The 23,571-nt window shown below is 71.9% G+C and carries 24 protein-coding genes; 12 read left to right on the forward strand and 12 right to left on the reverse strand.

What is annotated here, in order from left to right; all coding sequences use genetic code 11:
- Window positions 1–72: 72 nt before the first annotated feature.
- Entirely contained in the window at window positions 73–1,536 is a 1,464-nt protein-coding gene (locus AC07FK_RS14365; protein ID WP_479105178.1) for an ABC transporter permease, read from the forward strand.
- A 51-nt stretch (window positions 1,537–1,587) separates the two neighbouring features.
- A complete protein-coding gene (locus AC07FK_RS14370) occupies window positions 1,588–2,274 on the forward strand; it encodes an ABC transporter ATP-binding protein (protein ID WP_479105179.1) in 687 nt (228 codons plus the stop codon).
- Window positions 2,275–2,323: 49 nt separating this feature from the next.
- On the opposite strand, the gene AC07FK_RS14375 is transcribed toward AC07FK_RS14370, so the two are convergent.
- The gene (locus AC07FK_RS14375) at window positions 2,324–2,794 is read right to left on the reverse strand and encodes an N-acetyltransferase family protein (protein WP_479105180.1); all 471 of its coding nucleotides are present in this window, start codon (window positions 2,792–2,794) and stop codon (window positions 2,324–2,326) included.
- Entirely contained in the window at window positions 2,791–3,645 is an 855-nt protein-coding gene (locus tag AC07FK_RS14380; RefSeq protein WP_479105181.1) for a helix-turn-helix domain-containing protein, read from the reverse strand. The genes AC07FK_RS14375 and AC07FK_RS14380 overlap by 4 nt, the downstream gene beginning before the upstream one ends.
- A 118-nt stretch (window positions 3,646–3,763) precedes the next feature.
- Here AC07FK_RS14380 and AC07FK_RS14385 point away from each other — a divergent pair, with 118 nt between their 5' ends.
- Window positions 3,764–4,861, forward strand: a complete 1,098-nt coding sequence (locus AC07FK_RS14385) for an NAD(P)-dependent alcohol dehydrogenase (RefSeq protein ID WP_479105182.1) — start codon at window positions 3,764–3,766, stop codon at window positions 4,859–4,861.
- 10 nt (window positions 4,862–4,871) lie between these two features.
- On the forward strand, window positions 4,872–5,207 hold the full coding sequence (locus AC07FK_RS14390; RefSeq protein WP_479105183.1) for a DUF1330 domain-containing protein: 336 nt from the start codon (window positions 4,872–4,874) through the stop codon (window positions 5,205–5,207).
- 110 nt (window positions 5,208–5,317) lie between these two features.
- Here the strand turns inward: AC07FK_RS14390 and AC07FK_RS14395 are convergent, their stop codons facing one another.
- The 3 genes from AC07FK_RS14395 to AC07FK_RS14405 all read right to left on the reverse strand — a co-directional run bounded on the left by AC07FK_RS14395 (window position 5,318) and on the right by AC07FK_RS14405 (window position 7,679).
- A complete protein-coding gene (locus AC07FK_RS14395) occupies window positions 5,318–6,406 on the reverse strand; it encodes a hypothetical protein (RefSeq protein WP_479105184.1) in 1,089 nt (362 codons plus the stop codon).
- Between the two features lie 51 nt (window positions 6,407–6,457).
- The gene (locus AC07FK_RS14400; RefSeq protein ID WP_479105185.1) at window positions 6,458–7,171 is read right to left on the reverse strand and encodes a GNAT family N-acetyltransferase; all 714 of its coding nucleotides are present in this window, start codon (window positions 7,169–7,171) and stop codon (window positions 6,458–6,460) included.
- A gap of 85 nt (window positions 7,172–7,256) precedes the next feature.
- Window positions 7,257–7,679, reverse strand: coding sequence for a DUF7919 family protein (locus tag AC07FK_RS14405; RefSeq protein ID WP_479105186.1), 423 nt, complete (start codon window positions 7,677–7,679; stop codon window positions 7,257–7,259).
- Window positions 7,680–8,088: 409 nt separating this feature from the next.
- Between AC07FK_RS14405 and msrA the strand changes: the two genes are divergently transcribed.
- Entirely contained in the window at window positions 8,089–8,601 is a 513-nt protein-coding gene (gene msrA, locus AC07FK_RS14410) for a peptide-methionine (S)-S-oxide reductase MsrA (protein WP_479105187.1), read from the forward strand.
- A gap of 16 nt (window positions 8,602–8,617) precedes the next feature.
- Here msrA and AC07FK_RS14415 read toward each other — a convergent pair whose 3' ends face one another.
- The gene (locus AC07FK_RS14415) at window positions 8,618–9,724 is read right to left on the reverse strand and encodes a hypothetical protein (RefSeq protein ID WP_479105188.1); all 1,107 of its coding nucleotides are present in this window, start codon (window positions 9,722–9,724) and stop codon (window positions 8,618–8,620) included.
- 91 nt (window positions 9,725–9,815) lie between these two features.
- Between AC07FK_RS14415 and AC07FK_RS14420 the strand changes: the two genes are divergently transcribed.
- Complete coding sequence (locus AC07FK_RS14420) at window positions 9,816–10,961, forward strand: cystathionine gamma-synthase (protein ID WP_479105189.1); 1,146 nt, start codon at window positions 9,816–9,818, stop codon at window positions 10,959–10,961.
- Between the two features lie 33 nt (window positions 10,962–10,994).
- On the opposite strand, the gene AC07FK_RS14425 is transcribed toward AC07FK_RS14420, so the two are convergent.
- Genes AC07FK_RS14425 through AC07FK_RS14435 form a run of 3 tightly spaced genes read right to left on the reverse strand, consistent with a single transcriptional unit; the run spans window position 10,995 to window position 12,318 of the window.
- A complete protein-coding gene (locus AC07FK_RS14425; protein ID WP_479105190.1) occupies window positions 10,995–11,246 on the reverse strand; it encodes a hypothetical protein in 252 nt (83 codons plus the stop codon).
- Window positions 11,243–11,749, reverse strand: a complete 507-nt coding sequence (locus tag AC07FK_RS14430; RefSeq protein WP_479105191.1) for a sigma factor-like helix-turn-helix DNA-binding protein — start codon at window positions 11,747–11,749, stop codon at window positions 11,243–11,245. The genes AC07FK_RS14425 and AC07FK_RS14430 overlap by 4 nt, the downstream gene beginning before the upstream one ends.
- Before the next feature lie 32 nt (window positions 11,750–11,781).
- Window positions 11,782–12,318 (reverse strand): MarR family winged helix-turn-helix transcriptional regulator, encoded by a 537-nt coding sequence (locus AC07FK_RS14435; RefSeq protein ID WP_479105192.1) that lies wholly within the window; start codon window positions 12,316–12,318, stop codon window positions 11,782–11,784.
- A gap of 146 nt (window positions 12,319–12,464) precedes the next feature.
- Between AC07FK_RS14435 and ilvA the strand changes: the two genes are divergently transcribed.
- From ilvA to AC07FK_RS14450, 3 genes are all read left to right on the forward strand, one after another.
- Window positions 12,465–13,694, forward strand: coding sequence for a threonine ammonia-lyase (gene ilvA, locus AC07FK_RS14440; protein ID WP_479105193.1), 1,230 nt, complete (start codon window positions 12,465–12,467; stop codon window positions 13,692–13,694).
- A 125-nt stretch (window positions 13,695–13,819) separates the two neighbouring features.
- Window positions 13,820–14,791, forward strand: coding sequence for an ATP-binding cassette domain-containing protein (locus AC07FK_RS14445; RefSeq protein WP_479105194.1), 972 nt, complete (start codon window positions 13,820–13,822; stop codon window positions 14,789–14,791).
- The gene (locus tag AC07FK_RS14450) at window positions 14,788–15,642 is read left to right on the forward strand and encodes an ABC transporter permease (RefSeq protein ID WP_479105195.1); all 855 of its coding nucleotides are present in this window, start codon (window positions 14,788–14,790) and stop codon (window positions 15,640–15,642) included. Before AC07FK_RS14445 ends, AC07FK_RS14450 begins: the two co-directional genes overlap by 4 nt.
- A gap of 87 nt (window positions 15,643–15,729) precedes the next feature.
- Here AC07FK_RS14450 and greA read toward each other — a convergent pair whose 3' ends face one another.
- Together greA and AC07FK_RS14460 are read right to left on the reverse strand one after the other, a co-directional pair.
- On the reverse strand, window positions 15,730–16,227 hold the full coding sequence (gene greA / locus AC07FK_RS14455) for a transcription elongation factor GreA (protein ID WP_479105196.1): 498 nt from the start codon (window positions 16,225–16,227) through the stop codon (window positions 15,730–15,732).
- A gap of 146 nt (window positions 16,228–16,373) precedes the next feature.
- The gene (locus AC07FK_RS14460) at window positions 16,374–16,793 is read right to left on the reverse strand and encodes a DUF4307 domain-containing protein (protein WP_479105197.1); all 420 of its coding nucleotides are present in this window, start codon (window positions 16,791–16,793) and stop codon (window positions 16,374–16,376) included.
- A gap of 97 nt (window positions 16,794–16,890) precedes the next feature.
- On the opposite strand from AC07FK_RS14460, the gene mca reads away from it, so the two are divergent.
- Complete coding sequence (gene mca, locus AC07FK_RS14465) at window positions 16,891–17,772, forward strand: mycothiol conjugate amidase Mca (protein ID WP_479105198.1); 882 nt, start codon at window positions 16,891–16,893, stop codon at window positions 17,770–17,772.
- Window positions 17,765–18,058 (forward strand): hypothetical protein, encoded by a 294-nt coding sequence (locus AC07FK_RS14470; protein WP_479105199.1) that lies wholly within the window; start codon window positions 17,765–17,767, stop codon window positions 18,056–18,058. The genes mca and AC07FK_RS14470 overlap by 8 nt, the downstream gene beginning before the upstream one ends.
- 115 nt (window positions 18,059–18,173) lie before the next feature.
- On the opposite strand, the gene AC07FK_RS14475 is transcribed toward AC07FK_RS14470, so the two are convergent.
- Window positions 18,174–21,431 (reverse strand): tetratricopeptide repeat protein, encoded by a 3,258-nt coding sequence (locus AC07FK_RS14475; protein WP_479105200.1) that lies wholly within the window; start codon window positions 21,429–21,431, stop codon window positions 18,174–18,176.
- Between the two features lie 103 nt (window positions 21,432–21,534).
- Between AC07FK_RS14475 and AC07FK_RS14480 the strand changes: the two genes are divergently transcribed.
- Window positions 21,535–23,556, forward strand: coding sequence for a thioredoxin domain-containing protein (locus AC07FK_RS14480; protein ID WP_479105201.1), 2,022 nt, complete (start codon window positions 21,535–21,537; stop codon window positions 23,554–23,556).
- Window positions 23,557–23,571 lie beyond the last annotated feature (15 nt).

Here is a 23,571-nt window from a genome sequence, read left to right on the forward strand (position 1 = left end):
ACCCCGCTGCTTCTCATGCGGCTCTCAGACCGGCCTTATCAAGCCATCACGAGCCGCTCGTAGCTTCGCGCCATGTTCTTCACCTACCTCCGGCGCGAACTGCGCCGCCGCAGAAAGGCGGCCTTCGTCGTCGCCTCCGGCCTCGCGCTGGGCATCGCACTGGTCATCGTGGCCGGTTCGGTCTCCGCCGGCATGGGCCGCGCCCAGGACAAGGTCCTGGAATCGCTGTACGGACTCGGGACCGACATGACGGTCACCAAGGCCGCGACACCACCGGGTGAGAACGACACCAGCCGCAGGCCGCGCTTCGAGTTCGACGCCAAGGACAGCGGCGACGACGAGGAGCAGAGCAGCGACCGGGTGATGGTGCAGGGCTTCCAGACCCTCGCCGCCTCCACCGTCGCCGAGGTCGCGGACCAGGACGGCGTCGCGGACGCCGTCGGCGGACTGAGCCTCCAGGTCCTCAAGGTCAGCGGCCAGTTCAAGCGCGGCGAAATCGACAAGGCGCAGCCCGCGCAGCCGGGCGGCGGGGCGGGCGGCGGAGGCGCGGTGCGCGGCGGCGGCGCCGCCTTCGGCGTCGACTCGTTCTCGGTCTACGGAACCGACGTCACCGAGCCCGCGCTCGGCCCGCTCACCTCCTCCCGGATCACGGCGGGACGCACCTTCGCGACGACGGAGACCAACGCCAGGACCGCCGTCCTCGACAGCGCGTACGCCAAGGAGAAGAAGCTCGGCGTCGGCGACACCGTCACCGTCTCCGGCACGAAGTACGAGGTCATCGGCATAGCGACGGCCGACAGCGGCGACGCCGCCGCGAACGTCTACCTCCCCCTCCAGCAGGCGCAGACGCTGGCCGACGCGAAGAACAAGGTCACCACCGTCTACGTCAGGGCCACCGGCTCGCAGCGCATCGAGGGCGTCAAGACGGCCGTGCAGAAGGACATCCCGGGCACCACCGTCACCACCTCCGCCGACCTCGCCGACACCGTCTCCGGCTCCCTGTCCACCGCGTCCGACCTGGCCACCAGCGTCGGCAAGTGGCTCTCCGTCGCCGTACTGGCCGCCGCCTTCCTGGTGGCCGGCCTGCTCACCTCGTCGGCCGTCAGCCGCCGGGTGCAGGAGTTCGGCACGCTCAAGGCACTCGGCTGGAAGAGCGGCCGCGTCACCCGCCAGGTCGTCGGCGAGGCCCTGGCCAACGGTCTGCTCGGCGGTGCGCTCGGCATCGCCGTGGGCGTGGGCGGCGCGTACCTCGTCACCGCGATCAGCCCCACCCTCACCGCGCAGCTCGGCGGCGGTTCAGGGGGCGGTGGCGGCGGGGCCGCCGCCACCGTGACCGGCCCCGGGGGCCAGGCGGGCGGCCCGCTGCGGCAGGCCACCGGCAAGGCCGTGGACATCGCGCTCACCGCGCCCGTGTCCCTCACCACCATCGGTCTCGCCGTCGCGCTAGCCGTCGCGGGCGGGCTGATCGCGGGCGCCTTCGGCGGCTGGCGGGCCTCCCGGCTGCGCCCGGCCGACGCGCTGCGCCGCGTGGCCTGACGAGCGCGCCCTCCCGAACCCCCATCTCGTACAGCAGGAGTTGATCCACCGATGTACCAGCTCAGAGGCGTCACCAAGCGTTACCGGCGCGGCAGGGAAACGATCGACGCGCTCGCGGGCGTCGACCTGACCATCGAGGACGGCGGCCGGCTCGTCATCCAGGGCCCCACCGGCGGCGGCAAGTCCACCCTCCTCCAGATGCTCGGCGGCCTCGACCGGCCCACGGCCGGCAGCGTCGAACTCGACGGCGTCGACCTCGCCGCGCTGCCGGAGGCCCGGCTCACCAAGGTCCGCGCCGAGAGCATCGGCTTCGTCTTCCAGAGCTTCAACCTCATCCCCACCCTGACCGCCCAGGAGAACGTCGAGACGGCGCTCGTACCGCTGGGCCTGAAGGCGGCGGACCGGCGCGAACGGGCGGGGGAGGCGCTGCACTCCGTGGGCCTCGGCGAACGCCTCGGTCACCTGCCCGGCGAGATGTCCGGCGGCCAGCAGCAGCGCGTCGCGATCGCCCGCGCGCTCGTCAAGCGGCCCAAGGTGCTGCTGGCCGACGAACCCACCGGAAACCTCGACGAGTCGATGCGCGACGAGATCATGGACCTGCTGGAGGGGCTGTGGAAGGAGCACGGTCTGACGTTCGTGATGGTCACCCACGACAGCGCCATCGCCCGCCGCGCACCGCGCCTCGCCACGATCCGCAAGGGCCGCGTCACGGTGACGGAGAACGCGACCACGCCCTGAGGACCCCCGCCCTGGGACGCCGCACGGCGCGGCGTCCGGGGCGGGGGCGTCAGCCCTGCGGTTCCGGCGCCCACACGTAGCGCACGTCCGGCTCGCGTTCCTCGTTGCGTGAGCCGTCCGTCCGCTCGGCGACGCGGAAGCCGTGCCGTTCGTAGAAGCGGTGGGCGGGCCCGTTGACCTGGAAGGTCCACAACTCCAGGCCGCCGGGGGAACGTTCCTTCGCGAGCCGCACGAAGCGGTCGCCGAGCCCGCGTCCCCGGTGTTCCGGCGCCAGGTACAGCTGCTCGATGCGGCCCGGCTCCAGGGCCATCATCCCGACCACGGCGCCGCCGCTCTCCGCGACCCAGGTCTCCTGATCAGGCACGACGACGTACCGGAAGAAGTCCCGTACGCCGTCGTCGCTGTGCGCCCGCCGCACCGTGGGCAGCGCGGCGTCGTAGGAGCGCAGCCACACGTCGGCCACCGCCGCCGCGTCGTCGGGTCCTGCCGCCCGGCGCAGGGTCACGGCCGCGTCGCTCATCCCCGTACCTCCACGCTCACGTCGGATCCCCAGCTCGCCAGCAGCCGCAGCGAGTCCTGCGAGGGCGAGCCCGGCTCCGCGTGGAAGGTGACCAGGCACTGCTCCGGGTCGTCGGGCAGCCTGAGCGTCTCGTACGACAGGGTCAGCTCACCGACCAGCGGGTGGTGCAGACGCTTGCTGCCGTGCCCCTTGTCCTTCACGTGGTGCGCGGCCCACAAACTCCTGAACACCTCGCTCTTCACCGACAGCTCGCCGACCAGCGCGCTCAGCAGCGGATCGTCCGGGTGGCAGCCCGCGTCCAGCCGCAGGTAGCTGACGACTTCGCACGCCTTGAGCTCCCAGTCGACGTACACGTCGCGGAACTCGTCGGCCAGGAAGAGCAGCCGGGCGAGGTTGCGCTCCTCGGCGGGCAGCGCGCCGATGTCGCCGAACAGCGCGCGAGCCAGGCGGTTGCTGCCGAGGACGTCGGTGCGCCGCCCCATGACGTACGCCGGGACGCCCTCCATGGCGTCCATGAGCTGCTGGACACCGCCCCGCAGCCGTTGCGGGCGGGCCGGACGCTTCCGCTTCTGCGTGGGCTTGGCGAGGTGCGTGAGGTGGGCGCGCTCGGCGTCGGACAGCCGCAGGGCGCGGGCGATCGCGTCCAGGACCTCCATGGAGACGTTGCGGCCGTTCCCCTGCTCAAGACGCGTGTAGTACGCGACCGAAACCCCGGCGAGCTGTGCCAGCTCCTCGCGGCGCAGCCCTGGGACGCGGCGGTGCCTGCCGAAGTCGGGCAGGCCGACGTCCTCGGGCTTGAGCCGCGCACGGCGGGAGCGGAGGAATTCACTCAGTTCGGCGCGCTGGTCCATAACGGTCAAGTATTGCCTGTCGTACGACGGTCATCCTGACCCCGCCGGTGGTACGCACAGCAGACGTACGCTCACCAGGGGGCTGGGTGAATACCCGCAGCTCAGGCAGGCTCTCCGCATGACCACTTCTTCCTCCCCCGCAGCCTCTGCCTCCTCTGCCTCCCCGGCCTCGCCGGTCTCCTCCGTCGCCGCGTACGCCGCCCCTTCCGCGAAGGCCCCGCTGGAGAAGATCTCCGTGCCGCGCCGCCCGGTCGGCGAGCACGACGTACTGATCGAGATCAAGTACGCCGGCATCTGTCACTCCGACATCCACCAGGTCCGTGACGGCTGGGGCAAGGGCATCTATCCGATGGTGCCCGGCCACGAGATCGCGGGGATCGTCACCGAGGTCGGTTCCGGCGTCAGCAAGTACGCGGTCGGCGACCGGGTCGGCGTCGGCTGCCTCGTCGACTCCTGCCGGGAGTGCGAGGCCTGCCTCGCGGGCCAGGAGCAGCACTGTGCCAAGGGCGCGACGGGCACGTACAACGCCCTCGACAAGAACGGCGAGCCGACCTACGGCGGCTACTCCACCCACCTCGTCGTCGATGAGAACTACGCCGTCCGCATCCCCGAGGGCCTGTCGCTGGACGTCGCCGCGCCGCTGCTGTGCGCCGGAATCACCCTCTACTCGCCGCTCAACCACTGGAAGGCCGGCCCCGGCAAGAAGGTCGCAATCCTCGGCCTGGGCGGTCTCGGCCACATGGGCGTCAAGATCGCCCATGCGCTGGGCGCCGAGGTCACCGTACTGAGCCAGACCCTGCGCAAGCAGGAGGACGGGCTGCGGCTCGGCGCGGACCACTTCCACGCGACCGGCGATCCGAAGACCTTCGAGGAGCTCGCGGGCTCCTTCGACCTGATCGTCTCGACGGTCTCGGCACCGCTGGACATGGACGCGTACCTCAGCCTGCTGAAGGTCGGCGGGGCGTTCGTGAACGTGGGCGCTCCGGAGGAGCCCAACTCGCTGAACATGTTCTCGCTGATCGGCGGCAACAAGACGCTGGCCGGCTCGATGATCGGCGGTATCGCCGAGACGCAGGAGATGCTCGACTTCTGCGCGCGGCACGGGCTCGGCGCGGAGATCGAGCTGATCGACGCGGAGGGCATCAACGAGGCGTACGAGCGGGTCCTGGCGAGCGACGTGCGGTACCGCTTCGTGATCGACGCGGCGACGATCTGACCGGGGGCGGTTGCGGCCGGTTTCGGGGCAGGGCTGGGCCGGTGGTCGGCTCGGGTCGTCGTCGTATTATCTGCGGGGTAATCGACGGCTCGACCCCTACGAGGGACGCTTCCTCGTGCACGGCACGGAAGTGGAAGTGCTGGAGGGCGAGTGGCCCGGTCACCTGGTCGTCATCGGCTTCCCGGACCTGGAGAAGGCGCGCGACTGGTACGACTCCGAGCCCTACCGGGCGCTCATCCCGCTGCGTACGCGGCACATCACCGGGGACGTGGTGCTGGCTGACGGAGTGGCCCCCGGCTACGACGCGGCGAACACGGCGGCGAGGCTGCGGCAGCAGGCGGGGTGACGCGCGGCAGCGAACGCCGCCGCGCGTCACCCCGGGCGGCTCGCTGGAGGGCGGAGTGTCACCGGGGACGGTTCGTTGTGGGACCGGATTGCTGCCCGGAGGCGGCTCCGTTACGAGGACGGAGTGCTACCCGGGCGGCCGGAGTGCAGTGCCGCGAGGCCGCGGGCGTGGTCGAAGGCCAGGACGGGGTCCTTGGCGGCGGTCCACGGGGCGGCTCCGCACCACCCTCCGATCAGCCGGAACTGCGCGAGGGCGTCGGCGTAACGTCCGCTCTTCACCAGCGCCCAGGCGAGCAGGTGCCGTATCTGGCGCAGTCGGTGATCCTCCGGGTCCACCTGCGCCATGTCGGCCTGGACTCGGGCGAGCAGGGGCTTGGAAACCCAGGTCCGGAACGCCTCGTCACCGTCCTGGAGCACGGCCTCGTGCAGGGCGTTCAGGTGGAGGGCGGAGAGCAGGGAGCCGGCCGGCGCCGACTCGGCCGCCTCCTTGGCGAACTTGAACATGATCTTGTGCGAGCCGTACCACTTCTGGCACCAGTACTGGAGGGCATGCCAGTGGGCGTCGTAGTGGTGCGGCGCGCGCGCCTTCACTTCGGACCACAGCTGCTTGAACTCGTCGTGGGAGAGCCCGAGCCCGCGTGCGGCGGCGACCATCGTGATCCACGGCGAGGGGTCGCGCGGCGCCATCTGGGCCGCCTCCCGGGCGGCGTACATCGTGGTCGGCAGCAGCTCGGCGAAGAGCGCCATCTGGGCGTCGGAGGTCTCCCCGGCGTACGCCTCTCCGCGCGCCGCCCACGCGCGCAGGAGGAGCGCGTGCGCGTGCACGACAACGGCGTCGGCGTCCTGCGGCAGCTCCGCGCGCCAGATCCGCAGCCAGCGCTCGTCCTCCACCGCGACGTCCGCGAACACTTCGACGAGCCGCCATCGGGTGGCCCAGTTCGCGTCGTCGGCGGCTGCGGCCAGCAGCCCGGCGGCGGGCTCCCAGTCGCCCTTGCAGGCGGCCTCTACGGCGAGGTGCAGGGCGGGTTCGTCGCGCGGAGGGGCGGGACGGTGGTGGTTGAGCTGATCGCGGGGTACGAGACCGTAGGCGGCGGCGTCGAAACGCTTGGCCTGCTGGTTGCGGAGGGCGAGGCGGGTGACATGGACGAGCGCCCAGGCGAGACCGGCGAGGCCGACGGCGGTGATGAGGTTCGTGAACACAGGACGTAATCATCCCTGGTCAGCATCACGTTCCGTACACGGGCGGGAGAATTACCGGACTCGGTCCGTGGGGGCGTTCGGGTGGGGTGGGGTGCCGGTGTGGGTGCGGGCGCCCTTCCACTGGCCGCGATCCAGGGCGTACTCGACTTCGCCGAGTTCCGAGCCCTCGATGCGCTCGGGCCAGTCCCCGTACCAGCGGCGTACGAACGTGAGGCCGGCCTTCTCCATCACGCGCCGGGAACGGGAGTTGACGTACATCGTGTTGGCGGTGACGCGCTGTACGCCGAAATCCGTGAAGCCCTTGTCGATCAGGGCGCGGGCTCCTTCGGTGGCGTATCCGCGCCCCCAGGCGGCGCGGCCGAGCCGGTACCCGAGCTCGACGACTTCACCGTTGTCCTCGGACAGCGGCCGGAACTCGAACCATCCGAGGAACGCGCCGGAGCGTCCCGATCCTGATCCCGCTCCTGCTGCCGTTCCCGTTCCTGTAGCTGCTGCTGTCGCTTTTTCCTCGACGGCCCAGAAGCCGCGGGTACCGGTGCAGGCGTAGTCGTGCATCAGCTGCGGCAGCACGCTCTCGACGACGAACGTGCGGGAGGTGGGGCGGCCGCCGTTGAGGTAGCGCATGACGTCGGGGTCGCTGTCGAGGGCGACGAGCCGGTCGACGTCGCTGTCACCGGGACCGTGAGCATGACCGTGGCCGTCACCCGAACCGTCACGGAAGGGGCGAAGTACGAGCCGGTCCGTCTCGAGGAAGATGCTGTGCATCCTGTGATGGTGCCGCGCGGTGTCGCGGCAGACCAACGAATTACGTGCCGACGCGAGGTGGTGAAGGGGCCCTGGTGAGTGGGGCTCAGCCGGTGGAGGCGAGGACCGCCCGGACGAACTGGGCGGGTGGCGCGTAGTCGTGGGCCTCGATGTAGTGGGTGATGAGTTCGGGTGCGGCGTAGACGACGCCGTCACCGACGACGCGTATCTCGGCACTGCCGCGCGGACAGTTGTCACGCGCGCCGTGGAGGCCGAGGAGTCTCGCGGCACACCAGGGGCAGAAGTGATAGCCGCGGGTCTGCTGGGCACGGTGGGTGTGCTGCATGCCCTTGAGGGCTTCCACCAGGCCGGGAGGAGCGTCGCCCTTGGCGTACGGCCTGACCCGCGCGAGCCAGCCGACGTTCACCTGCGGCAGCCCGTCGAACGCACGGGCGCCGTCGGCCCGTTGAGGCGCCGCTCCGCTGTCCGTGGCGTAGGTGTAGGGCGTGAGGTCTGCGTAGTAAGTCATGGTTGCTGTCTATCAGTCGCATTGCCGAGCGGCGGCATGGGCGCGACGGTCGTACGTCGCCGGGTGGCGTGGTGCGACACCGGCATGCCTGGCGCACGGTCGCACGCCGGCTGCACGGGGCCCAGGTGTCGGTCGACCTGCGCGTGTCGATGCTCGGAAGCGGCGCTCGGGGGACAGCCTGCGGGCCGTCTGGCCGGCAGGGGTGGGAGGAAGTACACAAAGTGAGGGCTGGGGGAGGGGGGTGTGACTGGTGGGGGTGGTGGGGCTTCGGGGGCGTGATGTGTGGGCTGGGGCCCGGTGGGAATCGCTTGGGGCCTTCGGCCGTTGAGGAGAGCGGGCACGGGATGCCGGTGGTGTGCGAGCCGAGCAGCCCGAGCGATCGAGCTGACAGATGTGGGAAGGGGCCGTAATGGCTGCGCAGACGCAGAGGGCCGTGCTGGCGGGCGGATGTTTCTGGGGGATGGAGGAGCTGATCCGCCGCCTGCCGGGTGTGTCGGCGACCCGGGTCGGATACACCGGGGGTGACGTGCCGAACGCGACGTACCGCAATCACGGCACGCACGCGGAGGCCATTGAGATCCTTTTCGATCCCGAGAAGACCGACTACCGCGCGATCCTGGAGTTCTTCTTCCAGATCCACGACCCGAGCACCAGGAACCGCCAGGGCAACGACATCGGTCTCAGCTACCGTTCGGCGATCTACTACGTGGACGACGAGCAGAAGCGGATCGCCGAGGACACGATCGCGGATGTGGACGCCTCCGGAATCTGGCCGGGCAAGGTCGTCACCGAGGTGGAGCCGGTCGGCCCCTTCTGGGAGGCCGAGCCGGAGCACCAGGACTACCTGCAGCGTTACCCGGACGGCTACACCTGCCACTTCCCGCGCCCGGGATGGCGGCTGCCCGCCCGCACGGAGGGCTGACCGCGCGGCGGACCGGTCAGCTCGGGAGGGTTGCCGGGTTGCCTCCGTTCGCCTCGTAGCCGGCGACGGCGAGTGCCCGGTACACCGCGTAGTCCGCCGCCGGGTCGGGGCTGTGCGTCCAGGGCAGTGCGCCGACGTGGCCGTCGACGTGGCGGATCTGGTCCATGGCCTCGGCCCAGCGTTCGGCGCGTACGAGGAAGAGGATCAGGAGGTGGCGTACGTGCGCCAGCATCGGGTCGTCGGGGCGGGCGGCGTGCACGGCGTACAGCGCGCCCTCCATCGCCTTCGTCACCACCGCGCTCTGGTAGAAGCTCTGCACCAGCACCACCTCGGGCAGGTGCTCGTACACCGCGAAGAGGGGCAGAGCGGCGAGCAGCGAGCCCTGCGGGGCGCGGGCGGCGGCGGCGGTCGCGAAGGCGTCGGCGGCCTCGCGCGAACCGTGCCAGTTCTCGCTGCGGTAGCTCAGCGCCGCGAGGTGCGCGCCCATGTGGGTCGGCGCGCGGTCCAGGATCTTCGCCCACAGCTGGTCGAACTCCGGCTCGGGGTAGGCCAGTCCGCGTGCGACGGCCAGTTCCGTGATGTACGGGACCGGGTCGCCCGGCGCCAGCAGCGCCGCCTCGCCGCACACCGTGCGGGCCTCCTCCAGGATGATCCGGAAGTCGTCGGTGCCGGGCGTCGACGTGCGCCACGCCTGCTGCACCAGGAACTCGGCGTGCACCTGCGCGCCGCCCGCGTCCTTCGGCGACTCGGCCCGCCAGGCGCGCAGCCAGCGCCCGCCCTCGCCGGGCTGGCCCGCCAGCTCGAGGGACGCGGCTCCGGCGAACGCCTGCACGCGCTGCCAGCGCACCTCGCCGTCCTTGGGCGTCCCGGCCAGCAGCTGGGCGGCGGCGCGCCAGTCCTGGGAGCGCTGCACCACTTCCAGCACGTCCTCGAGGTCCCGGTCCGGGCCCGGCATCCGTACGTCGAGCAGCTCCTGGCGTACGAAACCGTAGGCGGCCGGGTCGGCGGCGTCGGGCGAACCGGGCGCGACCAGGCGGATGCCGCCGGCGCGCCTGCGCCGTACGACGGGGCCGATGACCGCCACGAGCATGCACAGAGCGATCAGGAACCAGAGAATCTCCATGGCTCCATTGTCCCGGACGCCGTGCGGACCGTGGCCGGACGGTGTGTGGGGAGGACGGGACCGGGGCGCAGACGAACTACGCTCGTTTCCCATGAGCGACCAGCACAGTTTCGAGACTCTCGCGATCCACGCCGGAAACACCGCGGACCCCCTCACGGGCGCGGTCGTACCGCCGATCTATCAGGTGTCCACGTACAAGCAGGACGGCGTGGGCGGACTGCGCGGCGGCTACGAGTACAGCCGCAGCGCCAACCCGACCCGTACCGCCCTGGAGGAGAACCTGGCGGCGCTGGAAGGCGGCAGCCTCGGGCTGGCCTTCGCGTCGGGCCTGGCGGCGGAGGACTGCCTGCTCAGGACCCTGCTGAGCCCGGGGGACCACGTGGTCATCCCGAACGACGCCTACGGCGGCACCTTCCGCCTCTTCGCCAAGGTCGTCTCGCGGTGGGGCGTCGACTTCTCGGTCGCGGACTCCTCCGACCCGGCGGCGGTCCGGGCGGCCCTGACCCCGAAGACCAAGGTCATCTGGGTCGAGACGCCGTCGAACCCGCTCCTCGGCATCAGTGACATCCAGGCGCTCGCGGGCGTCGCGCGCGCGGCCGGCGTACGCCTGGTCGTCGACAACACCTTCGCGAGCCCCTACCTCCAGCAGCCGCTCGCGCTGGGTGCCGATGTCGTCGTGCACTCGACGACGAAGTACATGGGCGGGCACTCGGACGTCGTCGGCGGCGCGCTGATCGTGAACGACGCGGCGCTGGGCGAGGAGCTGACGTACCACCAGAACGCGATGGGCGCGGTGGCCGGGCCCTTCGACGCGTGGCTGGTGCTGCGCGGCATCAAGACGCTCGCCGTACGGATGGACCGCCACAGCGAGAACGCGACGCGGGCCGCGGAGATGCTGACGCGCCACCCGCGCGTCACCCAGGTCCTCTACCCGGGTCTGCCGGAGCACCCGGGCCACGAGACCGCGGCCAAGCAGATGAAGGCGTTCGGCGGCATGGTGTCGTTCCGCGTCGAGGGCGGCGAGGAGGCGGCGGTCGAGGTCTGCAACCGCGCGAAGCTCTTCACGCTGGGCGAATCGCTGGGCGGCGTCGAGTCGCTGATCGAGCACCCGGGCCGGATGACGCACGCGTCGGCGGCGGGCTCCGCGCTGGAGGTCCCCGCGGACCTGGTGCGGCTGTCGGTGGGCATCGAGTCGGGCGACGACCTGCTGGCCGACCTGAAGCAGATGCTGGGCTGATCTCCCCGGCAGGCGGCGGCCCACGAGCCCCCGCTACCAGCCCTCCAGCGGTGGTGCCACCTCCGACGGCGGCACCACCCACGGCTGCTCCAGCACCGCCCAGACGGCGAACGTCACCGCCGCCAGGGCCAGCAGCAGCCACAGCAGCCGCCGCGCCAGCCGACGCCGTCGCAGCAGGCGGGCGCCGCGTACGGCGGCGCGTACGCCCAGGTCGGCCGGGACCGGGGGGTGCGCGCCCTCCAGCATTCGGCGGACCTCGTCCTGCTTGCGGTCGGGGAAGCTCACGGCGCCGCCGCCTTCCCGGCCGGGGCGGGCGGCCGGCTGCGCACCGCGGCCGTCGCCCGCGCGCAGATCGCCCGGACGCGCTCCGCCGGGAGCCCGAGCAGCGCCGCCGCCTGCTCCTCGGCGACGCCTTCGTACAGCCGCAGGACCAGAATCAGCCGTTCCTGCGGCGTCAGCCGCTCCAGCACGCCGCCGGACGCGACGGGCCCGCGCGGATGCGGCGCGCACAGCCCGCCGTGCTGCCGGTAACGCCACGCGCCGCGCGCGAAACGGGCGGCCAGCTCCTGGCGCGTGCGGTCGTACGGGTCCTCGCCGCGCAGCCGGTCCCAGTCCGCGTACGTACGGGCCAGCGCGGCCGTCAGCAGCCGCCGCGCACCCGCGTTGCCGTCCGGCGGCTCCGCCGTCAGCAGCGTCGCGGCATGCAGCAGCCTTCCCGCCGCGCCCGCGACGAACGCCTCGAACTCCCTGGCCGTGCGGCGGTGCCGAACCGCCTGCCGCTCTCGCACGCCCTCATATCAGGGCAGGAACCCGCCCCGGGTCAAGAGGCCGGAGGCACCTCTGCGCCGGTGACCGCCGTCTCGGCGCCCGGTTCGGTCCCGGCTGCGCTCTGGCGGGCCGACAGCGCGGAATTGAAGCGCGTGAGGAGCGTGCAGAACGCGTCGCGCTCCTCCTGGGTCCAGCCGTCCGTCACCTGCGCCATCAGTTCGCGCCGGGAGGAGCGCACCTCGTCGAGCCGCGCCTGCCCGCGCGGCGACAGCTGGAGCACGACCGCGCGGCCGTCCTCCGGGTGCGACGTGCGCTTCACGAGGCCCGTGTCGACGAGCGGCGCGACCTGCCTGGTCACGGTCGACGAGTCGATCCCCATGCCCGCGGCCAGCGCCTTGACGCCCATCGGGCCCTCCTGGTCGAGCCGGTTGAGCAGCAGATAGGCCGCGCGGTCCATGGAGTTGCGGACCTGGCCCACTCCGCCGAGCCTGGTCTGCTCGGCGCGGCGGGCGAAGACGGCCACCTGGTGCTGGAGGGCATCGAGGAGGCCGGTGTCCGGATCAGTCGTCATGTCCTGGGAAGTGGGCATGGCTGGGGGCTCTCTTCGTGCGGTGGTCGGTTTGGTGGGGGACAGAGTACGCGGGTGGCAGCGGGTGCGTACCGGCGCTGCGGGAAACGGTGCGAGGCTCCAGACCCCGGCGGCCCCCCGGCCGCCGAGCTGCCAGACTTGCGGTCATGAGCTTCCGTACGGCCGACCCTTTCCGCGACCTCATGCTCGACGACATCCGGGGGGCGCAGAAGATGCTCTCCGGGGTGGCGCGGAGCACGGCGATGGAGGGCAGCCGTCACCTGTCGCAGCTGGTCGGGTCCCCGGTCCACCTGAAGTGCGAGAACCTCCAGCGGACCGGTTCGTTCAAGCTGCGCGGCGCGTACGTGCGCATCGCCGGGCTCTCCCCCGAGCAGCGCGCGGCCGGCGTCGTGGCCGCCAGCGCCGGAAACCACGCGCAGGGCGTCGCCCTGGCCTCGACCCTGCTCGGCGTGCGGTCCACGGTCTTCATGCCGCTCGGGGCGCCCCTGCCGAAGGTCGCGGCGACCCGGGAGTACGGCGCCGAGGTGCGCCTGCACGGGCAGGTGGTCGACGAGACGCTGGCCGCCGCGCAGGAGTACGCCGACACGACGGGCGCCGCCTTCATCCACCCGTTCGACCACCCCGACATCGTCGCGGGCCAGGGGACGCTGGGCCTGGAGATCCTGGAGCAGTGCCCGGAGGTGCGGACGATCGTCGTCGGGGTGGGCGGCGGCGGGCTGGCCGCCGGGATCGCGATCGCGGTCAAGGCGCTGCGCCCCGACGTCCGGATCATCGGCGTGCAGGCGGCGAACGCGGCCTGCTATCCGCCGTCGCTGGCGGCCGGGCGGCCGGTGTCGATCGACACGGCGCAGACGATGGCGGACGGCATCAAGGTGGGGCGGCCCGGTGACGTGCCGTTCGCGGTGATCAACCAGTTGCTCGACGGGGTCGTGACGGTCACCGAGGACGAGTTGTCGAGTGCGTTGCTGCTCTGCCTTGAGCGGGCCAAGATGGTCGTCGAGCCGGCCGGGGCCAGCCCCGTGGCCGCGCTGCTGAGCAGGCCGGAGTCGTTCGAGGGGCCGGTGGTGGCGGTGTTGTCGGGCGGCAACGTCGATCCGCTGCTGATGCAGCGGATCCTGCGGCACGGCATGGCGGCGGCGGGCCGCTACCTGTCGCTGCGGCTGCGCCTGACGGACCGGCCGGGGGCCCTGGCGGCGATGCTCGGGGTGCTGTCGGTGGTCGACGCCAACGTCCTGGACGTGGGGCACGTGCGCACCGATCCGCGCCTCGGGCTCACGGAAGTCGAGGTGGAGCTGCACTTGGAGACCAAGGGCCCCGAGCACTGCGCGGAGGTCAGGTCGTCGCTGCGGGAGGCGGGGTACACCGTGCTGTCCTGAGGGATGACGTAACGCGATGTATCGCGTTACGGTGTGTGCGTCTCGCGCTACAGCTTCGCCGAGCAGGGCAAGTCCGGCAAATCTAGGATCCGCGTAGAAACACCCACTTCACGGGGGGACCGCTTATGCCAGGCGCTATCCATGCCGAAGGTCTGGTGAAGACCTTCGGCGACGTCAAAGCTCTGGACGGGGTCGATCTCGACGTGCCGGAAGGCACGGTCCTCGGCCTCCTCGGCCCGAACGGGGCCGGCAAGACCACCGCCGTCCGCGTCCTGACCACCCTGCTGCGGCCCGACAGCGGCAGGGCGGTCGTCGCCGGCGTCGACGTCCTCAAGAACCCCAACGAGGTACGCCGGTCCATCGGCCTCTCGGGCCAGTTCGCCGCCGTCGACGAGTACCTCACCGGGCGCGAGAACCTCCGGATGGTCGGCAGGCTCTACCAGATGTCCGCGAAGGCGTCGAAGGCCCGCGCGGAGGAGCTGCTGGAGCGCTTCCACCTCGCCGACGCGGCCGACCGCACGGCCAAGACGTACTCCGGCGGCATGCGCAGGCGCCTCGACCTCGCCGCCGCGCTGGTGGTCAGTCCGCCCGTGATGTTCATGGACGAGCCGACCACCGGACTCGACCCCCGCAACCGGCAGCAGCTGTGGGAGGTCATCCAGGAGCTCGTCTCGGGCGGCACGACGCTCCTGCTCACCACCCAGTACCTCGAAGAGGCCGACCACCTGGCCGACGACATCTGCGTCATCGACCAGGGCCGCGTCATCGCGCGCGGCACGTCCGACCAGCTCAAGGCCCGCACCGGCGGCGAGCGCATCGAGGTCGTCGTGCACGACCCCGGGCACCTGACCGCCGCCGACGAGGTGCTGCGCGCCTTCGGCAAGGGGGAGAGCAAGACCGAGCGGCACACCCGGAAGATCACCGTCCCCGTCACCGGCGGCGCCAAGCTGCTCGCCGAGGTCATCCGCGAGCTGGATCTGCGCGGGGTCGAGATCGACGACATCGGGTTGCGCCGCCCCACCCTCGACGACGTCTTCATCTCCCTGACCGGTCACGCGGCCGCGGCCGCGGAGGAAGAAGCGGAGCCCGCCCAGTGAGCGCCGTAACGGACACCGCACCCGGCACCCGCGCCCCGCAGCCGCGCGGCGGCCTCTCCCAGTCGGTCACCGACTCGTTGGTCATCGCCAAGCGGAACCTGATCCGGATGGCCCGGATCCCGGAAATGGTCATCTTCGGGCTGATCCAGCCGGTGATGTTCGTCGTGCTGTTCAGCTACGTCTTCGGCGGCTCCATGAGCATCGGCGGCAGCCTCGACCCCGCCCGGTACCGCGAGTTCCTGATGGCGGGGATCTTCGCCCAGACCGTCACCTTCGCCACGGCCGGCGCGGGCGCGGGCATCGCCGACGACATGCACAAGGGCCTCGTCGACCGGTTCCGCTCCCTGCCCATGGCGCGTGGCGCGGTCCTCACCGGCCGCACGCTCGCCGACCTCGTGCAGACGGCGCTGACGGTCGTCGTCCTCGCCGTCGTCGGCCTGCTGGTCGGCTGGCGCGTCCACGAGGGCCTCGTGAAGGCGCTCGCCGCCTTCGCCCTGCTGCTGTTCCTCGGGTACGCGTTCTCCTGGATCGGCGCCCTGATCGGCCTGTCCGTCCGCACGCCCGAAGCGGCCACGTCCGGCGGCCTCATCTGGCTCTTCCCCGTCACGTTCGTCTCGAACGCGTTCGTGGACCCGACGATGATGGCCTCCTGGATCCGCCCGATCGCCGAGTGGAACCCCTTCAGCGCCACCGTGCAGGCCTGCCGCGAGCTCTTCGGCAACCCGGGCGTCGTCCAGTCCGACGCCTGGCCCATGCAGTACCCGGTGTGGGCCTCGCTGCTCTGGTCACTCGTGATCATCGTGGTGTTCCGCACGCTGGCGGTGCGCAAGTACCGCTCGGCCTCGGTCTGACCCCACGGACCGGCGCGCTCAGGACGAAGCCCCCGGCCGGAGATCCGGCCGGGGGCTTGCGCACTGCTGGGACGCAGGACGTACGGCTCAGCCCTGGTACGGCGTGGCTTCGAGGATCTTCACCGAGGCCTTCTTGCCGTTCGGGAGCTCGTACTGAGCCTCCTCGCCGACCTTCTTGCCCATTACGCCGGTGCCCAGCGGGGACTGCGGCGAGTAGGTCTCGATCTCCGAGCTCGCGTACTCGCGGGAGGCGAGCAGGAACGTCGTCGTGTCGTCCTCGTCGCCGTCGAAGGCGATCTTGACGACCATGCCGGGGGCCACGACGCCGCTGGTCGTGGGGGCCTCGCCGACCTTCGCGTTCTCCAGGAGCTGGGTCAGCTGGCGCACACGGAGCTCCTGCTTGCCCTGCTCCTCCTTGGCCGCGTGGTACCCGCCGTTCTCCCGCAGGTCCCCCTCCTCGCGGGCAGCCGCGATCTTGCCGGCGATCTCCGTGCGTGCGGGACCCGACAGGTACTCCAGCTCGGCCTTGAGCTGGTCGTACGCCTCCTGGGTCAGCCAGGTGACGCTCTCGCTGGTCTGGGTCACAGGTGCTCCTCGTCGGTACTGGGAATACAAAGCAAGCATCGCCCTACCCAGAAGGATGTGCCTCCAGGGGCGGGCGAAACCACGAGCCTAACAATTCAGGCGGAAAAGGGGGAGGAGGAAAACGCTCCGAGCGAAAGATGCGCAGGTCAGCCGGTGGAACCGGCGTCCGCGACGCAGCCTGTCAGCTCGGTGCTCGTCGCCCTCGCCGTCGTACGGACCGTGTAGACCTCGTCGAAGCGGCCGACGCCGGCCCGGTCGATGCGGACGTCCCTGCGGCCCACCTCGGCGCCGTCCTCCGCGAGCGAGCGCAGCGTGCAGGCGCCGGTCGCCCCGGCCTCCTTGCGCACCTCCAGGTGAACCTTCACCTCGGAGTCCGAGACGGTGTCGAACTTGATCATTTCGGCGCTGATCCGCTGGCCGGTGATGTAGTCGTAACCGAACCAGGCCGTCATCGCCAGGAGCAGCGCGCCCAGCACGGCGCCCAGGATCTTGAGCTTGCGGTCCGCGCGCTCGTCCGCCGACCGGCCGTAGCGGCCCTCGGGCAGGTCCTGGCGCACCGCGGTCATGATCGTTCCTCCTGGATCCGGGACTCCGGAATTTTCCGTCCCCCGATTCGGTCACTATAGAAGCCGCTTATTGCGCCGAATCACTGAGGATCGAGTCTTGACTGAGCAGCTGCGACTGATGGCCGTTCACGCCCACCCCGACGACGAGTCGAGCAAGGGTGCGGCGACCATGGCCAAGTATGTGTCCGAGGGGGTGGACGTGCTGGTCGTGACCTGCACGGGGGGTGAGCGCGGTTCCATCCTCAATCCGAAGCTTCAGGGCGACAAGTACATCGAGGAGCACATCCACGAGGTCCGCAAGAAGGAGATGGACGAAGCCCGCGAGATCCTCGGCATCCGCCAGGAGTGGCTCGGTTTCGTCGACTCCGGCCTCCCCGAGGGCGACCCGCTCCCGCCGCTGCCGCAGGGCTGCTTCGCCCTGGAGGACGTAGACGTGGCGGCCGGCCGGCTGGTGAAGTCCATCCGCGCGTTCCGTCCGCAGGTCGTCACGACGTACGACGAGAACGGCGGCTACCCGCACCCCGACCACATCATGACCCACAAGATCACGATGGTGGCCTTCGAGGGCGCGGCGGACACGGAGAAGTTCCCGGAGGACGAGTTCGGCCCGGCGTACCAGCCGCAGAAGCTCTACTACAACCAGGGCTTCAACCGGCCGCGCACCGTCGCGCTCCACGAGGCGCTCCTGGAGCGCGGCATGGAGTCGCCGTACGGGGAGTGGCTGGAGCGCTGGAAGGAGTTCCAGCGATCGGAGCGGACGCTGACCACGTACGTTCCCTGCGCCGACTTCTTCGAGATCCGCGACAAGGCACTCATCGCGCACGCCACGCAGATCGATCCCGACGGCGGCTGGTTCCGCGTGCCGATGGACGTCCAGCGGGAGGTCTGGCCGACTGAGGAGTACGAGCTGGCCAAGTCGCTCGTCGATACGTCCCTCCCCGAGAGCGACCTGTTCGCGGGCATCCGCGACAATGCCTGATGTGAACGTAACCCTGGCAATGACGCAGTTCGTCCCGCTCGCCGCGGACAAGTTCGACAAGGACAAGGTGACCCCGGGTGTTCTCGGGTTCCTGGTGTTCGCGGCGCTGGCCGTCGGCGTGTGGCTGCTGATGAAGTCGATGAACCGGCACATGGGCAAGGTCGACTTCGAAGAGGAGCCGGATCCGGCGGCGAAGCCCGAGAAGGCCGCCGCCACGGCGGCCGGCTCCGCCCCGGCGGCGCCGGCCCCGGGCGACGCCCCCGGAGAGCGACCGAAGGACGCGTAGGGCCGGGGCGGGGACGGCCGGGCCCGGGGGCCTGCGCCGCCCCGCCCTCCTCCCGTGCCCCCGAGCCGCCTTCCGACCCGGTCTCTGCCCGCGCGCCGCCCTTCCGGTCCGCTCCCTACCCGCGCGCCGCCTCCACGGGTACGCCCATGACCTCGCGCGCGTGCCGGTTCGGGACCATGCCGAGCCGCCACGCATGCCAGCCCTCCGCGAGATCCACACCCCGCTCGAGGACCACGCCGTACGCCTCCGCGCAGTCCTCCAGCTTGCCGTCACGGGAGGGGTGGGACGCCCGGAGCAGCTGGGAGAGCTCCTCCTGGGCCACCGCCGTGCCGATCTCCGAACCCCCCGGCGAACCGAACGGCAGCAGCGTGCACCGCAGGAAGCGCGCCCAGTCCGCGCCCCGGCGGTCGTCGTACGACGTGAAGAGGCGCACCGCCTCGTCGCACAGCCCCAGCGCCTGCGCCGGCCGGTCGTTGCCCCCGTCCACGATCGCCAGCTCCAGGCACGTCCACGCCTCGCCGTGCGCCACCTCGATGCGGCGGAAATCGGCGCGCGCGTCCACCAGCAGCTGACGGGCGAAGCCGGAATTGCGCAGATTGCCCGTCCGGGCCGCCCGCTGATCGCGCGTGGCCCGGCCCGAGTGGTGGCGGGCACACGCCAGCCCGTACACGTCCCGCATCCGCGAGAACATCCCGCGCGCCCGCTCCAGCTCCCGCACCGCCCGGTCGGCGTCGCCGTGCTCCTCCAGCGCCTGACCGAGGTAGTACAGCGTCCACGCCTCCCCCCGGGCGTCCTCCGCCTCACGGTGTCGCGCCAGCGCCTCGCGCAGCTCCTCGACCGCCGCCGACGCGTCACCGTCCACCAGCCGCGCCCGGGCCAGCTGCGTCAGCGCCCACGCCTCGCCGCGGCCGTCGCGCGTGCGCCCGTACAGACCGAGCGCCTCGCGCAGCTGCTCCTCCGCCCGCGGCACGTCGCCCATCCGCAGGAACACCTGGCCCAGCTGAAAGTGCGCCCACGCCTGCCCGTGCAGGCTCTCGCTCTCGCGATGGAGCACCAGCGCGGTGTCGAGATGAGCGACCGCGTCGGCGAGGTCCGCCCGGTCCCGCTCCACCGCCGCCAGCGCGTGCAGCGTCCACGCGCGGTCGGCGGCCAGCTCGTCCGACGCCTGGAGCGCGAGCGCCTCATTCAGCTTGGCCGCCGCCTCCACGAGGTTCCCCTGGTGGTGCAGCGTGATGCCCAGCGAACACAGGGCACGCGCGGCGCCCGCCTCGTGCTGCGCCTCGAAGTACAGGTCGACGACCGACGACAGCGTCGTACGGGCCTTGTCCAGCTCACCGAGCTGGCGCGCCGCGATACCCGTACGCCACTGCACCGACCGCACCAGCAGCCCTTGGCCGACGGCCTGCGTCAGCTCGCTGATCTCCCCCAGGCGGTACAGGTCGCCCCGCAGCAGGCAGTAGTCGCACAGCGCGCCCAGCAGGTTCAGCACGGCCTGCTGATCGACCCCCTCCGCCTGGCGCAGCGCCGCCGTGATGAAGCTCGACTCGTCGTCCAGCCAGCGCAGAGCGGTTTCCAGGGACGTGAAGCCGTGGGCGCCGAAATGGTCCGCCCTCGTCGACGTCTTGCCGTCGACCAGGCGGATCACCGAGTCGGCCAGCTCGCCGTAGTTGCGGATCAGCCGCTCCTGCGCCGCCGCCCGGTCCGCCGGCTCCTCCTCGTCGAGCAGACGGGCCTGCGCGAAGGCCCGGACGAGATCGTGCAGCCGGTAGCGGCTGCCCCGCACATGGTCGATCAGACCGGCGCGCGACAACGCCGCCAGCAGCCGTTGCGCCTCGTGCTCGTCCGTCGCCAGCAGCGCCGCCGCCGCGGCGGCACCCAGGCTCGCCCGCCCGGCCAGCGCCAGCCGCCGCAGCAGACGGCGGGCCGCGTCCGGCTGATCGGTGTAGCGCAGCCACAGCGCGCGCTCCACCGGGTCGACGGGGCCGTACGCCGCCAGATCCGCCGCCAGCGCCCGCGGGGTGCGGGCCCCCAGCGACGAACCGGCGACCCGCAGCGCCAGCGGCAGGCCGCCGCACAGCTCGGCGATCCGGTCCGCCGCCTCCGCGTCGTACGGCCCCTCCTTCTCCTCCGCCACCTCCCGCAGCAGCTCCTCCGCGCCCACCGGGTCCAGCGCCTCCACCGGCAGCTGGTGCACCCAGGCCGGGATGTCGGCGGCCAGGTCGAGCGGCCGGCGCGCGGTCACGAGCACCAGGCTGTCCGAACGCTCCGGCACGAGCGTGCGCACCTGCGCCGCGTCCGAGGCGTCGTCGAGCACTACCGTCACGGGCAGGCCCGTCAGATGCTGGTGGTACAGCTCGGTCAGCCTGCGCAGCTGCTGTTCCTGCGAGGACCTTCCGCCGGCTCTCGGCTCCGCCCGGGCAGGGGAGGCCCCGTTGCGGAAGAGCAACGGCTCGCGCGGCGCACCGAGCCGGTTCAGCAGGTGCAGCAGCGCCTCCCGCGTCGACAGCGGCGTCTCGCCCGCCGAGTCGCCGCGCAGATCCACCAGGCACGCACCCCGGAACTGGTCCCGCAGGTGGTGCGCCGCCCGGACGGCCAGCGTCGTACGCCCCGAACCCGGCGCGCCGTGCAGCACCACGACCGTCGGCCGCGTCTCGCTGCTCGCCCGCGCCGCGTGCACCCACTGCGCGATCTGCCCCATCGCGCCCCGCCGCCCCGCGAACGGCCCCTCCGGCTCCGGCAGGTGCCCGAAGGACTGCTCCAGTACGGACCGCCTGCGCGCCGCCTGGCTGCGGTCGGCCCCGCGCAGCTGCCCGACGACGGTGGTCTTCTTCGCCGTGGCGCCACGGTTCGCGGCCAGCAGGACCTGCTGCTGATCGAGGAACGGCCGTATCCCCCGCACCTCCAGCGCCGTCAGCCACTCCAGCCGCAGCTGCTCCGGCCCGCCGGGCTGCGCCAGTGCGCCGGCCCTGCGGTGAGCGGCGGGCCAGTGCGAGGCGGTGACCTTGGCGACGGTGGCGGCGGCCCCGGACACGCCGACGACGGCCCCGGCGGCGAGCGCGGTGCCGGCGCCCGTACCGAGGGCCAGGTCGGCCCCGAAGGCCGCCACGGCCGCAACGGCCGCGACCAGCGCGGGCGTTGCCAGATGCGCACCGCTGAACCGTTCCGCCAGCGACTGCCGCCCGGCCTGCGCCTCGTCCAGCGCCCGGACGTACGAGCCGTACTCCTCACCCGCGCTCGCCGCCATCGACTCCAGCGCGGCCCGGCCCCGCACGAGCAGCGCGTTGGCGTCCACCCGCCCGCCCGAGCGCCGCACATGCTCCTCGACGGCCCGCACCAACAGCCGCTCGGCTTCGGCCCGGTGGCTCTCCCGCATGTACGTCCCCCTCCGACAGCGATGACCGCGACAAGTGTCCTGCTTGACGCGCGTCAGCGCGAGAGAGTCGGGCGATCGGGGAGGGGTCGTGCAGGATGGAGGTATGCCGAACCGACTGGCTCATGAGACGTCCCCTTACCTGCTCCAGCACGCCGACAACCCGGTCGACTGGTGGCCGTGGTCGCCCGAGGCTTTCGAGGAGGCGCGACGGCGGGGAGTTCCCGTGCTGCTCAGTGTCGGCTATTCAAGTTGCCACTGGTGTCATGTCATGGCCCACGAATCGTTCGAGGACGAGCCGACCGCCGCATACCTCAACGAGCACTTCGTCAACGTCAAGGTCGACCGCGAGGAGCGGCCGGACGTGGACGCCGTGTACATGGAGGCCGTGCAGGCCGCGACGGGGCAGGGCGGCTGGCCCATGACCGTGTTCATGACCGCCGACGCCGCGCCCTTCTACTTCGGTACGTACTTCCCGCCCGAGCCCCGGCACGGCATGCCGTCGTTCCAGCAGGTTCTGGAGGGGGTCAGTGCCGCCTGGACCGGGCGGCAGGAGGAGGTCGCCGAAGTCGCGGGGAAGATCGTCCGGGATCTGAGCGAGCGCTCGCTGGCGTACGGGGCGCCCGAGCTGCCGGGGGAGGCGGAGCTGGCGCAGGCCCTGCTCGCACTGACGCGGGACTACGACGCCACCCGCGCCGGATTCGGCGGGGCGCCGAAGTTCCCGCCGTCCATGGTGGTGGAGTTCCTGCTGCGGCATTACGCGCGCACGGGGTCCGAGGGCGCCCTGCACATGGCCGCGGACACCTGCGAGGCAATGGCGCGCGGGGGGATTTACGACCAGCTCGCCGGGGGATTCGCGCGGTATTCGGTGGACCGCGAATGGGTCGTGCCGCACTTCGAGAAGATGCTGTACGACAACGCGCTGCTGTGCCGGGTCTACGCCCATCTGTGGCGCGCCACCGGCTCGGAGCTCGCTCGCCGGATCGCGCTGGAGACCGCGGACTTCCTGGTGAGCGAACTGCGTACGCCCGACGGCGGATTCGCGTCCGCGCTGGACGCCGACAGCGACGACGGAACGGGCAGGCACGTCGAGGGCGCGTACTACGTATGGACGCCGGGGCAGCTTCGTCAGGTGCTCGGGGAGCAGGACGCGCAGTTCGCCGCCGAGCTCTTCGGGGTGACGGAGGAGGGGACGTTCGAGGAGGGGGCGTCCGTCCTCCAGCTCCCGGCCGGGGAGGGCGAGCCCGACGCGGCGCGGGTGGCCGACGTCCGCGCGCGGCTGCTCGCGGCGCGCGGCGCGCGGGAGAGGCCGGGCCGGGACGACAAGATCGTGGCCGCCTGGAACGGCCTGGCGATCGCCGCGCTGGCCGAGACGGGGGCGTACTTCGACCGGCCGGACCTCGTGGAGCGGGCGACCGAGGCCGCCGACCTGCTGGTGCGGGTGCACATGAACGAAGGGGCGCGGCTCGCCCGTACGTCGAAGGACGGCCGGGTGGGTGCGAACGCGGGCGTGCTGGAGGACTACGCCGATGTGGCGGAGGGGTTCCTGGCGCTGGCGGCGGTGACGGGGGAGGGCGTCTGGCTGGAGTTCTCCGGGTTCCTGCTGGACATCGTCATCGACCAGTTCGTGGGGGAGGACGGGACGCTGTTCGACACCGCTCACGACGCGGAGCAGCTGATCCGGCGTCCGCAGGATCCGACGGACAACGCGACTCCCTCGGGGTGGACGGCCGCGGCGGGTGCGCTGCTCTCGTACGCCGCCCACACGGGGTCGGAGGCGCACCGGAGCGCCGCCGAGCGGGCGTTGGGCGTCGTGAAGACGCTGGGGCCTCGGGCGCCGCGGTTCATCGGGTGGGGCCTGGCAGTGGCCGAGGCCGCGCTGGACGGGCCGCGTGAGGTGGCGGTGGTGGGCGCCGGCGACGATCCGGTGACGCAGGAACTGCGCCGGGTGGCGCTGCTGAGCGGGGCGCCGGGCGCGGTGGTCGCGGTCGGCGAGGCGGGCAGTGACGAGTTCCCGCTGCTGGCGGACCGGGGGCCGGGCGCGTACGTGTGCCGGCACTTCGTCTGCGACGCGCCGACCAGCGACCCGGCGCTGCTCCGGGAGCGCCTGGGCGAGCGGGCCGTCTAGCCCCGGGGCCCTGCT

It is taken from the genome of Streptomyces sp. NPDC046122 (assembly GCF_056429965.1).